This is a genomic window from Streptomyces sp. MCA2 (genome assembly GCF_023544705.1).
GTDB classification, from domain to species: domain Bacteria; phylum Actinomycetota; class Actinomycetes; order Streptomycetales; family Streptomycetaceae; genus Streptomyces; species Streptomyces decoyicus.
Genome location: NZ_JAMJFM010000029.1, coordinates 60952 through 74215, shown reverse-complemented (window position 1 = coordinate 74215; position 13264 = coordinate 60952). Strand labels below are relative to the sequence as shown.

At 73.6% G+C, this 13264-nt stretch carries 10 protein-coding genes; 7 read left to right on the top strand and 3 right to left on the bottom strand.

Annotated elements, in window-relative coordinates; genetic code table 11:
- Nucleotides 1-98: 98 nt before the first annotated feature.
- The 3 genes from M8I34_RS23620 to M8I34_RS23610 all read left to right on the top strand — a co-directional run bounded on the left by M8I34_RS23620 (nt 99) and on the right by M8I34_RS23610 (nt 2891).
- Nucleotides 99-530: a MarR family winged helix-turn-helix transcriptional regulator gene (locus M8I34_RS23620; RefSeq protein WP_244417958.1), complete on the top strand. Its 432-nt coding sequence runs from the start codon at nt 99-101 to the stop codon at nt 528-530.
- Nucleotides 527-2209: an MFS transporter gene (locus M8I34_RS23615; protein WP_250052105.1), complete on the top strand. Its 1683-nt coding sequence runs from the start codon at nt 527-529 to the stop codon at nt 2207-2209. Before M8I34_RS23620 ends, M8I34_RS23615 begins: the two co-directional genes overlap by 4 nt.
- Before the next feature lie 127 nt (nt 2210-2336).
- Nucleotides 2337-2891 (top strand): isochorismatase family protein, encoded by a 555-nt coding sequence (locus M8I34_RS23610; protein WP_250052103.1) that lies wholly within the window; start codon nt 2337-2339, stop codon nt 2889-2891.
- A gap of 82 nt (nt 2892-2973) precedes the next feature.
- On the opposite strand, the gene M8I34_RS23605 is transcribed toward M8I34_RS23610, so the two are convergent.
- Nucleotides 2974-4461 carry an amidase gene (locus M8I34_RS23605; RefSeq protein ID WP_374210974.1) on the bottom strand — a complete coding sequence of 496 codons (1488 nt, stop codon included), beginning with the start codon at nt 4459-4461 and terminating at the stop codon, nt 2974-2976.
- Between the two features lie 193 nt (nt 4462-4654).
- Nucleotides 4655-6490, bottom strand: a complete 1836-nt coding sequence (gene ggt / locus M8I34_RS23600) for a gamma-glutamyltransferase (RefSeq protein WP_250052101.1) — start codon at nt 6488-6490, stop codon at nt 4655-4657.
- Between the two features lie 251 nt (nt 6491-6741).
- Between ggt and M8I34_RS23595 the strand changes: the two genes are divergently transcribed.
- The 3 genes from M8I34_RS23595 to M8I34_RS23585 all read left to right on the top strand — a co-directional run bounded on the left by M8I34_RS23595 (nt 6742) and on the right by M8I34_RS23585 (nt 9681).
- The gene (locus M8I34_RS23595; protein WP_250052099.1) at nt 6742-7485 is read left to right on the top strand and encodes a hypothetical protein; all 744 of its coding nucleotides are present in this window, start codon (nt 6742-6744) and stop codon (nt 7483-7485) included.
- A 75-nt stretch (nt 7486-7560) separates the two neighbouring features.
- On the top strand, nt 7561-8661 hold the full coding sequence (locus M8I34_RS23590) for a calcium:proton antiporter (protein ID WP_250052098.1): 1101 nt from the start codon (nt 7561-7563) through the stop codon (nt 8659-8661).
- A gap of 144 nt (nt 8662-8805) precedes the next feature.
- Nucleotides 8806-9681, top strand: a complete 876-nt coding sequence (locus tag M8I34_RS23585) for a polysaccharide deacetylase family protein (protein WP_250052096.1) — start codon at nt 8806-8808, stop codon at nt 9679-9681.
- A 272-nt stretch (nt 9682-9953) separates the two neighbouring features.
- Here the strand turns inward: M8I34_RS23585 and M8I34_RS23575 are convergent, their stop codons facing one another.
- The gene (locus M8I34_RS23575; protein WP_250052094.1) at nt 9954-10691 is read right to left on the bottom strand and encodes an SDR family NAD(P)-dependent oxidoreductase; all 738 of its coding nucleotides are present in this window, start codon (nt 10689-10691) and stop codon (nt 9954-9956) included.
- A 288-nt stretch (nt 10692-10979) separates the two neighbouring features.
- Between M8I34_RS23575 and M8I34_RS23570 the strand changes: the two genes are divergently transcribed.
- A complete protein-coding gene (locus M8I34_RS23570) occupies nt 10980-13256 on the top strand; it encodes an MMPL family transporter (protein ID WP_250052092.1) in 2277 nt (758 codons plus the stop codon).
- Nucleotides 13257-13264 lie beyond the last annotated feature (8 nt).

Genomic DNA, 13264 nt, shown 5'->3' with positions numbered 1-13264 from the left:
GGTGGCAAGACCATCTCTCCCATGGCGCGTCCGGCCGCCCTCGGCAGATATGACAGGAAAACTTGCAAGTTTTCCTGTCGATCTCCTACGCTGGACGTATGCCGGAAAACGACCAGGAACGCCTGGCGACAGATCTGGGCGCCGCGGTGTCACAGCTCATGCGTCATCTGCGTGCCGCCTCGCCCCAGGGCGAGCTCACCCCGACCCAGCGGGCGGTGATCTCCCGGATCGACACCGACGGGCCGGCCACCATCGCGGCGCTGGCCCGCGCCGAGCTGGTCCGGCCGCAGTCCATGCGGCTGACCGTCGGCGCGCTGGAGGAGCGCGGCGTGCTCGCCCGCAGCCCGCATCCGACGGACGGGCGCCAGGTCGTCTTCTCCCTCACCGAGGAGGGGGGCCGGATGCTCGCCGCCGTACGGCAGGCCAAACAGAACTGGCTGGCGGTGGCCATCGCCGACCGGCTGACCACGCAGGAGCAGCAGACCCTGGCGACGGCCACCGAGCTGATGCGGCGGCTGATGCCGGAATGACCGGCATAGGCGGCTCCAGCCCGACCCGCCCGGACGGCGCCGCGACGGCCCACGCCCCAGCCCCGTCGGTCCTCGCCGCAGCCCCGTCGGCCGTCGCCGCCCCGGAAGCGGCTGCCGTGGCCGCCGGCCGCACCGGCCCCGGCCGGCCCGCCGACCCGAGCGGCTCCGGCGTCCCGAGCGGCTCCGGCGTCCCGAGCGGCTCCGGCGAACCAGGCGGCTCCGGTGACTCCGGTGACTCCAGCGGCTCCAGCGGCTCCGACCGCGCCTTCGGCGCCCGGCTGATGACGCCGCTGCTGCTGGGCTCGCTGCTGAACCCCATCAACTCGACGATGATCGCCACCGCCCTGGTGGCCATCGGCCAGGACTTCCACGTCGGCGCCGCCGAGACCGCCTGGCTCATCTCCGCGATGTACCTGTCCAGCGCGGTGGGCCAGCCCTCGATGGGGCGGCTCGCCGACCGCGTCGGCCCCCGCCGGGTGTTCGCCGCCGGGGCCCTGACCGTCTGTGCGGCGGGCCTCATCGGGGCGCTCGCCCCCACCTTCGGGCTGCTGATCGTCTCCCGGGTCGTGCTCGGGATCGGCACCGCGGCGGCCTACCCCGCCGCGATGGCGATCCTGCGCGCCGAATCGCGCCGGGTGGGCCGTCCCGCGCCCCGGTACGTCCTCGGCCGGCTCTCGCTCGCCGCGCTGGGCAGCGCCGCCATCGGCCCCACTCTCGGCGGGCTGCTCGCCGCGACCGCGGGCTGGCGCGCGGTGTTCGCCGTCAACATCCCGCTCGCGCTGCTCGCCCTGCTCGGCGCGCTCGCCTGGCTCCCGGCCGACCGGAAGAACGCGGGGGCCGGGCGCTCCGACTCCGACAGCGGCCCCGCCCCCGGTTCATCGGGCCGCGCCGGCGCCTCCGGCTCGCTCGACCCGCTGGGCATCGCCCTGTTCGCCGCGACTCTGACCTGCGCGATGTTCTTCCTGCTGCGGCTCGAAGACCCGCAGTGGCTGCTGCTGGCACCTACGGGCGTGCTCGCGGGCGTCCTGGTGTGGTGGCAGCTGCGCCATCCGGCGGCCTTCCTCGACCTGCGGATGCTCGCCCGCAACGGCGCCCTGGTCCGCACCTACCTCCGGCACGGCCTGGCCTATCTCGTCATCTACTGCGTGCTCTACGGCTTCAGCCAGTGGCTGGAGGAGGCGCACGGCTTCTCGTCCTTCCACGCCGGCCTGGTCATGCTGCCGATGTCCGGCGCGGCGGCGTTCTGCTCGATCGCGGGCGCCCGTACGAAGGGCATCCGCGCCCCGCTGACCGTCGCCGCGGCCTGTCTCGCCGTCGGCAGCGCGGTCTTCCTCCTGCTCCAGGGCACCAGCCCGCTGGTCGCGCTGCTGTGTGCCGGGGCACTCTTCGGTATTCCGCAGGGCCTGGCGGCCACCGGCAATCAGGCCGCCGTCTACGCCCAGGCCCCGGCCGACGGGGTGGGCTCGGCCGCCGGGCTCCAGCGCACCGCCCAGTACCTCGGCGCCATCACCGCGTCGGGCCTCATCGGGCTGCTGTACGGGGAGCGCGCCTCGGACTCCGGACTGCATGCGATCGCCCTGATCGGCGTCGTACTCGGCCTGCTGCTGCTCGCCCTGACCCTCGCCGACCGCAGCCTGCGGGCCGGCGCCACCGGGACCGGGACCGGGACCAGCGACTGAAAACGGCCACATCCCCTCCGGGCCACACCGGTCACAGCGCCTGCACCCGCCACACCGAAAAAAGACCGCAACACCCCGACCCCACCCCCGCCCCGCACCTCTGCCCTCACCTCACAAGGAGCACCCCATGCCCGCCACCGCCCTCGACGCCACGACCGCCCTGGTGCTGATCGACCTTCAGAAAGGCATCGCCGGGCTGCCCTGCGCCCCGGTGCCCCCGGCCGAGGTCATCGAGCGAGGCGCGCGGCTGGCCGCCGCGTTCCGTGCGCGCGGGCTGCCGGTCGTCCTGGTGAACGTCACGGGCGGCGCCCCGGGCCGTACGGAGGCCGCGCGGCACACCGGCAACCCGCCCGCCGACTGGGCGGAGCTGGTGCCCGAACTCGACCGGCAGCCCGGCGACATCGGCGTCACCAAGCAGCAGTGGGGCGCCTTCCACGGCACGAACCTGGATCTGGAGCTGCGCCGCCGTGGCGTGACCCAGGTCGTCCTCGGCGGCATCGCCACCAGCATCGGGGTGGAGTCCACCGCCCGCGCCGCGCACGAGCACGGCTACCACGTCACCCTCGCCACCGACGCGATGACCGACCTGGATGCCGAGGCGCACCGCAACAGCCTGGAGAAGATCTTCCCGCGGCTGGGCGAGACCGGCACGACCGAGGCGATCCTCGCGCTGCTCGGCTGAGGCCCGACGGCCCGACGGCCCGGCTGAGCCCGACGGCTCGGCTAAGGCCCGGCGGCCCGGCCGGGGCCCGGCGGCGTACGCCTCACAGACGCACGCCGTCGGGCGACGCCGGGTGGGCGGCCGGCCGCCGCTCGTGCCAGCGCAGATCGTCCTGGAGCTGGGCGGCCAGCGAGATCAGCCGCGGTTCACCATGGGCCGGGCCGAGCAGCTGGGCGCCCAGCGGCAGGCCGTCACTGCTGAACCCGGCGGGGACGCTCACGCCCGGCCAGCCCAGGACATTCCACGGCCAGGCGTACGGGCAGGCGGCGATCATGGCCTGATCCGTACGCCAGCCGCTGAGCTTGGCCAGGGTGCCGATGCGCGGCGGCGGGGTGGCGGTGGTCGGTGTCAGCAGGACGTCATAGGGGCCGAACAGCGCGCCGATCCGGCGCTGTTGACGCTTCTCGACGGCGCGCGCCCGGCGCAGTAAGGGGCCGCCGAGCAGCCGGCCCATCCGTGCCGCCTCCCGCGTACGGCGGTCCAGGAGGGAGCGGTCGGGCACCCGGTCCGCCCACTCCCCCACCCCGGCCGTGGCGCGCGGCACGAAGGCCAGCCCGACCAGCCCGTAGTCCGGCTCCGCCTCCTCGACGAAGTGCCCCAGCCGGGCGAGGGTACGGGCCACGCCGGTCACCGCGGCCCGGACGTCGGGGTGCAGCGGCTTGGGGGTGAAGGTGAAAGCGGCCTTCCACGACAGGGCGATGCGCAGCCGGCCCGGGTCGCGGCCGGCCGCCTCGCGCGCCGCGATGGCGGGCGGCCGGTGCAGATCGCCGTCGTGGTTTCCGCTGGCCACGTCCAGCAGCAGCGCCGCGTCCTCGACCGTACGGGCCAGCGGGCCGATGCCGGTGATCCCCTGGAAGGCCTCCGGGTCGGGCCAGGTGGAGATCCGGCCGCGCTGGGGTTTGATGCCGACGAGATGGGACCAGGCGGCGGGGATCCGGACGGAACCGGCGCCGTCGGTGCCGAGGGCGGCGGGGACCAGCCCGGCCGCGACCGCGGCGGCCGAGCCGCCGGAGGAGCCGCCCGGGGTGTGCGCGAGGTTCCAGGGGTTGCAGGTGTTGCCGAAGGCCGGGCCCTCGGTGAACGGCCACTGGCCCAGTTCGCAGGCGTTGGTCTTGCCGACGATGACCGCCCCGGCCGCGCGCAGCCGCCGGACGACCTCGGCATCGCGCTCCTTGGGCAGGAACTCGCCGGCACAGCCGAACGCGGTGGGCTCGCCCGCCACATCGGTGTCGTCCTTGACCGCGACCGGCACTCCGAGCAGCGGCAGCCGCTCCCCGGCCGCCAGCCTGCGGTCGGCCTCCGCCGCCTCCGCGATGGCCGCCTCGGCCCGTACCCGCCGGAAGGCGTTGACGCTGCTCTGGGTGGCCTCGATGCGCTCCAGTGACCGCCGTACCAGCGCGGTCGAGGTCACCTGTCCCTCGGCGAGCGCCCGTGCCTGCTCGGCGAGGCCTTCCAACTCCCCCGCCGTGGCACCGATGTGCCGGGCCGGGGCAGGCCCGGTTCCGCTGTCCTGGCTCTCGTCAACGCTCACGCTGCGTGCCCTCCCTGGAACCGCTCATTCGAACGAACGGTCCCAGGAGGCTAATCGTCCCGGCGAGGGCCATCAATGACGCCGCGCGGTGCGCCACATCGACGACACACGGACGGCACACAGCGGCCCGTCGTGTTCCGGCACTGTCACGCGCGGTGCACGAACCGGCGGCGCGAGGGCCGGTGGACGACCGTCACGACCGGTGGACGACCATGGCCGAGCCGCCGCCGCGCCGTACCTTCTCGGCCGCCGCCAGCCAGCGGCCGTCCGGCAGCCGCTGGACGCCGGTCGCCGCTCCGATCTCCGGGTTCTGCTTGAACGCGTGTCCGATCGCTTCGAGTTGCCCCCGGACCGGGCTGTTCCACAGGCCGGGTTCGAGTTCGGTCGTCGCCGCGTTGCGCTGGCTGGCCCGCGGCGCGGCGATGGCGTCGACCAGCGGCATACCGCGGTCGAGGTGGTTGACCAGGGTCTGGAGCACGGTGGTGATGATGGTCGCGCCGCCGGGCGAGCCGAGCGCCACCACCGGCCGGCCGTGCCGCAGCACGATCGTCGGCGAGATCGACGAGCGCGGCCGCTTGCCGGGGCCCGGGAGGTTGGGGTCATGGACGGCCGGGTCCGCGGGCGCGAAGGAGAAGTCGGTGAGCTCGTTGTTGAGCAGGAAGCCACGGTGCGGGACGACGATGCCGCTGCCGCCGGTCTGCTCGATGGTCAGGGTGTAGGCGACGACATTGCCCCACTTGTCGGCGACCGTCAGATGGGTGGTGTTCTCCCCCTCGTACGTCGTCGGCGTGGCCTTGCCGCCACTGGCGCAGCGCTTCGGATGGCGCGGGTCACCGGGCGCGAGCGGGCTGGTCAGCGCCTTGCCGTCGTGGATGAGGCAGGCGCGGGCGTCGGCGAACCGCTGCGAGGTGAGGCCCTTGACCGGTACGTCCTCCTGCGCCGGGTCGCCGACCCAGCGGCCGCGGTCGGCGAAGGCGATCCGGCTGGCCTCCAGGTAGCGGTGGAGGTACTGCCGCTCGCTCAGCCGGGAGACGTCGCTCTTCTCCAGGATGTTGAGCGCCTCGGCGACGCTGGTGCCGCCGGAGGAGGACGGCCCGATGCCGTAGACGTCGAGGCCGCGGTAGCGGGTGTGGGTCGGCGCCTGTCCGAGGGCCCGGTAGGCGCGCAGATCGCCCGCGGTCAGCTCGCCGGGCCGCACCTTGCGCGTCGATCCGGTGCGCACCGGTGGCTTCTGGACGGTGCGGACGATGTCCCGGCCCAGTGCGCCGTCGTAGAGCGCCCGGACGCCCTTCGTCGCCAACTCCCCGTACGTACGGGCCAGATCGGGGTTCTTCATCGTCGAGCCGACGACCGGCAGCTTGCCGCCGGGCAGGAAGAGGCCGGCGGTCGCCGGGAAGTCCCGGAAGCGCGCCTCGTTGTCCGCGGTCTGCTGACGGAAGGTGGGGTCGACCGTGAAGCCGCCCGCCGCCAGCTTCCGGGCGGGCCGCAGCACCTGGCCCAGGGACCGGCTGCCCCACTTGCGCAGGGCGGTGTCCCAGGTGGCGGGGGTGCCCGGGGTGCCGACGCTCAGCCCGCTGGTGACCGCGTCGGCGAACGGGATCGGTGTGCCGTTCTCCAGGAAGAGGTCCTTGCCGGCGGAGCGCGGGGCGGTCTCCCGGCCGTCGAGGGTGCGTACGGTCCGGGACTTGGCGTCGTAGGAGACGAAGTAGCCGCCGCCACCGATGCCCGCGGAGTAGGGCTCGGTGACGCCGAGGGCGGCGGCGGTGGCGACCGCCGCGTCCACGGCGTTACCGCCCTTCGCGAGCACCGCGATACCGGCGGCCGAGGCATCCGGGTCGACGCTGGAGACGGCCCCGCCGTGGCCGACGGCGACCGGGGTCTTCTCCGGTGTGGCGGTGCGGGCGCTGTCCTGGGCCGCGGGGGCCGGCCGCGCGGACGCGGCGGAGCCGGCCGCGGCCGGGACCGTCACCAGGGAGCCGGCCAGCGCGGCGGCCGCTCCCAGGACGGTGAGACGTCGGGCTGTGGTCATACCGGGGATTCCTCCAAGGGCGGGCGGGGGGCGGCAGGGGCCGGAGCCTACTCGGCGCAACAGCGCGCCGACAGAGGGCATTTCGCCCGCGGCCGCGATGCCTGCGAAGTCGGCGATCACCCTGCGGACGGCAGGGATCAGCTGCCCGTTTCCGTACGGATCAGGTATGCCCGCACGGACCGGGACAAGCCGCCCCGGCGCCCCGCCCCGCCCTCGAACACACACCCGGTGAGCCGCTACGCTCCCCGGCCATGGACGACACCCTGCTGCTTCCGACCGTGGCGGCCGTGGCCCTGATCCTGGGGCTGGTGGCCGGCTGGGCCGTGCAATCGGCGACGGTCCGCCGGCGGCTGACCCGCGAACAAGGCTTCTTCGGGCTGCCGGCCGGTTCGGAGTGCGTGCTGGTCACCCACCGGGACAGCACCTCGGCGCACTGGAGCATCCCCCGTCATGACGCGCTGGCGCTGCTGGGGCTGGCCGCGGTGATCGAGAACTGCGGTGCGCACCCCGAGGTCGCCCCGCACGACACCGGCCTCCAGGGCTTCGGGGCGCGTACCGAGTTCTGTGTCGGCGACCCGACCGCGCACCGCCGGCTGGCGGCCCATCTGGCCAATCTGCTGCCGGGGGTCGCGGTGCATCCGGGGGACGAGTCCGGCGCGGGCCGCGGCACCTTCACGATCGGCGGCTCGGCGTACCGGATGGAGCCCGGTGCGGTCGAATACGTCCTGCTGGCCCGGCTGACCGCCGGGGAGGGCGGCCGCCCGGTGTTCCTCGCGGCCGGCCAGCGCCCGGTCACCCACCGGGCCGCGGTCCGTCATCTGGTGCGCAACCGGGCCCGGCTGGCCCGTAAGCACGGCGTCGACGGCCAGTTCTGTCTGCTGCTGAAGGTGGTCAACTCACAGGCGTACGGGCCCGATGTCGTCGAGCTGGTCGCCGATGTCACCAAGTCCGCGCTCACGGCCGCGGAGCCGAAGGGGCCCCGGGCGGCGGCCTGATACCGGCGCCGGGCGCCGGACTCCGGCCCGCGCACCGACAGGCAGCCGTCCCGCCGGTCTGCCAAGCTCAAAGGCATGATCGCCGGTCTCCGCTCACCCGTCCTGCACTGGACCGGTGCGCTGCCGGTGCTGGCGGTGGTGCTGCTGGCCCTGACGTGGGGGCGGTCACTGCCGCTCGCGCTGATCGTGCTGGTGTCGTGCTTTCTGGCCGGGGCGGTGCTGGCCGCGGTGCATCACGCGGAGGTGATCGCGCACCGGGTGGGCGAGCCGTTCGGGTCACTGGTGCTGGCCGTCGCGGTGACCATCATCGAGGTGGCCCTGATCGTCACCTTGATGGCCGACGGGGGCGAGAAGAGTGCCGCGCTGGCCCGGGACACCGTCTTCGCGGCGGTGATGATCACCTGCAACGGCATCGTGGGGCTCTGTCTGCTGGTCGGCTCGCTCCAGCGCAAGGTGGCCGTCTTCAACGCCGAGGGCACCGGCGCCGCGCTGGCGGCGGTCACCACGGTGGCGGGGCTGAGCCTGGTCCTGCCGACGTTCACGACGAGCACGCCGGGGCCGCGGTTCTCCACTCCGCAGCTGATCTTCGCGGCGCTGGCCGCGCTGGTCCTCTACGGCCTGTTCGTGACCACCCAGACGGTCCGGCACCGGGACTACTTCCTGCCGGTGACCACGTCGGGAGAGGTGATCCGCGGCACGGACCATGCGGACCCGCCGTCGGCGCGGACCGCGCTGGCCAGTCTCGGGCTGCTGGCGCTGGCACTGGTCGCGGTGGTGGGCCTGGCCAAGGCGGTGTCTCCGGCCATCGAGGCCGGTGTGATCGCGGCGGGTCTGCCGTCGTCCGTCGTGGGCATCGTGATCGCGCTGCTGGTCCTGCTGCCCGAGACCATCGCGGCGGTCCGCGCGGCCCGCCGTGACCGGGTGCAGACGAGTCTGAACCTGGGCCTCGGCTCGGCGATGGCCAGCATCGGCCTGACCATCCCGGCGGTCGCGCTGGCCACCGTCTGGCTGCCGGTCCCGCTGGTCCTGGGCCTCGGGGCCAGCCATATGGTGCTGCTCGCGCTGACCGTGATCGTCGGCACCCTGACGGTGATCCCCGGCCGCGCCACCCCGCTCCAGGGCGGCGTCCATCTGGCCCTGCTGGCCGCGTACATCGTGCTGGCGGTCAGCCCGTGAGGCGAACGGCCCCCGGATGCCGGGCCGGTCCTCCTCGACGCCCCTCCCGGACGGCCCGCCGGTGCGAGGCCGATCGGGTGCCGAACTCTCCCGCCCCGGTGTCGTTCCCGCCTCCGCGGCGGAGCGCGTGAGAGCACGTGGAGGATGGCATCCGACCAGCACACGAACACCCGGCGGAGGTTCCTGAAGGCCGCGGTCGTGGTCGGCATGCTCTCCGCGGGCCGTGTCCTGTTCCTGCCCGACAGCGGTCCCCCGGAGACCGGCACGCCGCCACGGCCCCGGCCCCGCCCGCCGCAACCGCCCGCCGCCGCCACCGGACCGGTGGCTGCCGGCGGCCCCGGCGGCCCGGCGGACGCCCCGCAGCCGTACCGGCTCCGCCCGATGGCCGGCGAAACCTCCCGCTCCGGCGCGGGTGCCTCACCACCGCACCCGGACGTCGCCTTCCGCCTCGCCACGGACCGCCGCGAAATCTTCCTCACCTTCGACGACGGCCCCCACCCCGTGCACACCCCCGGCATCCTGCGGATCCTGCGCCGCCACGAGGCCCGGGCCACGTTCTTCGTCATCGGCGAGAACGCCGCCGAATTCCCCGGTCTGCTGCACGACATCGCCGACGAGGGCCATGCCGTCGCCAACCACACCTGGTCCCATCCGCAGCTCACCACGCTGCCGCCGGGCGCCGTCCGCGACGAGCTCGGCCGCACCAGCGGCCTGATCGAGGACGTCCTGGGCACCGCCCCCGGCATGGCCCGCGCCCCGTACGGCGACTGGGACGATCCCTCGCTGGACATCTGCAACGACCTGGGCATGTCCCCGGTCGGCTGGGCGGTCGACTCGCAGGACTGGACCCTCCCGGGAGCCGGGGTCATCGCGTACACCGTCCTGGACGAGCTGCGCCCCGGCGCGATCGTCCTGTCCCACGACGGGGGCGGTGAGCGGGCGCAGACCGTCGAGGCGCTGGAGTGGTATCTGCCGCGTCTGCTGGACGAGGGCTACCGTCCGATCCGCATCCAGCCCTGACGGGGAGCCCGCCGATGACCGTCGCGGCGGGCGGCCTCGGGTGAGAGCGGTCACCCGATGCCCCGGAAACCGACTCAATGGTTTATCGTTCAATTGGAAGCGGGTGCCGCTACGACGGCGTCCGAGGGCCCTCCCCCAGGGGAAGCCGGCCCGCCGCCGCACGGCAGCAGGCCTTCGGGGCCACCGCCGTCACCGCCCGCGCCACCCGAGCCGCCCCGGCCGAATTCCCCCGTTCGGCCGGGGCTTCCCCCTTTCCGGGCATCTGCGCCGGCTCAGCGCAGATGCGACGCCCCGTTGACGTCGAGCACCGTCCCGGAGGACCAGACCGCCTCGGGCGAGGCCAGATAGTGGACGGCGGACGCCACCTCCTGTGGCGAAGCGACCCGGCCGAACGGACTCTGCTGCCGTACGTCCTCCGTGAGGCGGTCCGCGACCCGCTCGGTCGCCACGAATCCGGGAGCCACCGACGCCACGCCGATGCCGTACGGCGCGAGATGGACGGCCAGCGACTGCCCCATCGCATGCAACGCCGCCTTGGACGCGCCATAGGCCGGGTGGTCCGGCTCACCGCGGAAGGCCCCGCGCGAGCCGATATGGACGATCCGCCCCTCCACCTCGCGCTCGATCATGTTCCGCGCCGCGTGGTAGGTGACATGGGCCGCCCCCAGCAGATTCACGTCCACGACCTGCTGCCAGGCCCGCTGCCAGTCCTCGAACGACGTACGGTCCAGTGGATGCGCCACATTCGCGGCCGCATTGTTGACCAGCACATCGACGCCGCCCAGCCCGTCCACGGCCGCCTCGACGAGCGCCGCCGCCCCCTCCGGTGTGCTCACATCCCCCTGCACCAGTACATGCCCGCGCCCCGCCAGAGCCTCGAACGCCTCCTGAGCCGCCGCCCGCCGCGACGAGTAATGCAGCGCGACCCGGTCCCCGTGCGCGGCGAAGATCTCGGCGACCGCGCGGCCGATACCCCGCGAGGCCCCGGTCACCAGCACCGCCCGGCTCATCGGACCCCCTCCGCCCCGGCGCGCGGACGGCTCGCCCAGCCGGGACCGCTACGGGACAACAACCGCTCAGCAAACGACCAGGGATGGTTCATCAACAGATCAATCCTTACCTCGTGCCGTACCACGAACGTGCGTAAGGAATCGTAGGGAGCCGGACGGGAGGCAGGGCGTCCGCACCCGTTCGGGCGGCACCCGTCTCCCCCAGTGGGCATGCCGCGACGGCCCAACCACCGTTGAATGCTGCATGTCCGCACGTGCCAGGAGCGCCGGCCCGCATCGGGAGCACGCATGCCGTTGCCGAAGACCCCCAGTGCCCCGGCCGCGCCCCGCGCCCGCCGCCCCCAGGGCGTGCTGCGCCGCATCGGGGAGTGGTGCGCCCGCCGCTGCGTCCTCGTCATCGTGCTGTGGCTGGTCGCTCTGGTAGGGCTCCAGGTTCTTCAGCGCACCTACGGCGGTGACTACTCCGACGACTTCGCACTGCCCGGCGTCCAGTCGAGCCAGGGCCGCGAGGTGCTCAAGGAGCACGAGCCGAAGGCCGGCGGCTACAGCAGCCAGGTCGTGCTGCACGACACGGCCGGGCCGCTGACCGGATTCCGCAGCCAGATCGACGGCGCCGTCACCGCCCTGGGCAAGCTGCCAGAGGTGCTCTCCGCACAGAACCCGCTGCCGCCGCCCGGCGCCCCGCCCGCCGAGCCGCCGCCCGGGACGCCGGACGTCGGCCCGCTGTCCGCCGACGGCCGCACCGCGTACATCACGGTGCGGTTCGCCGTGCAGCCCTCCACCCTCGACCCGGACTATCTGAACGGTGTCGACGCGGCGGTGCGGCCGCTGCGATCCGCGGGTGTGGAGGTGGAGTACGGCGGGCCGCTGGGCGAACTGGCCCGGCCCGAACCCAATGACGTGATCAGCGAAGTGATCGGCTTCGCGGTGGCGATCCTGGTGCTGCTGGTCGGCTTCGGGAGCGTGCTGGCGGCCGGGGTGCCGCTGCTCACCGCGCTGATCAGCGCCTTCTGCGGACTGGCCTGCCTGGGACTGCTCGCCGCCGCCTTCGTCTTCGCCACCGTCTCCCCCACGCTGGCCACGATGATCGGCCTCGGCGTCGGCATCGACTACGCGCTGTTCCTGATCACCCGGCACCGGCAGAACCTGATGGACGGGGCGGACCCGGTCACCGGAGCGGGCAAGGCCGTGGCGACCAGCGGCCGGGCGGTGCTGGTGTCCGGCTGCACGGTCATCATCGCGCTGATGGGGCTCTGGGTCTCGGGCCTCTCCTTCATCGGCAAACTGGGGGTGGCGGCCGCCATCACCGTGGTCTCCGCGGTGCTCGGCGCGCTCACCCTCGTACCGGCGCTGCTCGGGCTGATCGGCCGCCGCATCGACCGGCTCCACGTCCGCAAGCCGATCGCCGAGACGGATGCCGCACCGGGCGAGCAGGCACGCGGCACCTGGCACCGGTATGCGCAGCGGGTGGAGCGCCGCCCGTGGTGGTACCTGGCGGGCGGGGTGCTCGTCATCGTGGTGCTGGCGCTCCCGGTCTTCTCGATCCAGCTGGGCCACATCGGCGACGGCGCCGACCCGACGTCCTTCACCGACCGGCGCGCCTACGACCTGATGTCCTCGGCGTTCGGTCCGGGCTCCAACGGCCCGCTGACCCTCGTGATCGACGAGTCCGCCGTCCCGCAGGCGGACCGGCCGATGCTGGCGGCGCAGGCGCAGAAGACGCTCACGGATGTGCCGGGCGCGGCCTACCTCACCCCGTTGAAGGCCACCCCGGACGGCGAGGTGCTGACCGGCACCGCGTACTCCGCCCGGGCCCCGCAGAACGCGGACACCACGGACCTGGTCAACCGCCTCAAGCACGACCTGCTGCCGCAGGCGGTGAAGGGAACCGGCGCGCACGGCTATGTGACCGGCACGACCGCCGGCCAGGTGGACTTCCTGGACATCGTCGCCAGCAGGCTCCCGCTGATCATCGCCGTGGTCGTCGCCCTCGCCTTCGTCATCATCCTGATCGTCTTCCGCGGCGTGCTGGTCGCCGTGAAGGCGGCGGTGCTCAACGTGCTGTCCATCGCCGCCTCGTACGGGGTGGTGGTGGCGGTCTTCCAGTGGGGCTGGGGCGGTCCGGCGCTCGGGGTCTCGGGCACGGTGCCGATCGAGAGCTATGTGCCGATGATGATGTTCGCGATCGTCTTCGGGCTGAGCATGGACTACGAGATCTTCCTGCTGTCACGGGTGCACGAGGCATGGCTGCGCACCGCCGATGCCAAGGCGAGCGTGGCGCATGCGCTGGAGATCACCGCGCGGGTGATCACCTGCGCCGCACTGATCATGGTGAGCGTGTTCGCCGCGTTCATCATCAGCGACAACATCGTGGTGAAGATGCTGGGCCTCGGCCTGGCCGTGAGCGTACTGATCGACGCCACCGTGGTCCGGCTGCTGCTGGTCCCCGCGGTGATGACGCTGCTGGGCCCGAAGGCCTGGTGGACGCCCCGGTGGCTGGACCGGACCCTGCCGCATGTGCGTACGGAGGGCGACGAGCAGCTCTCCACGGCCCGTCCGGCCTGACCGCCCCC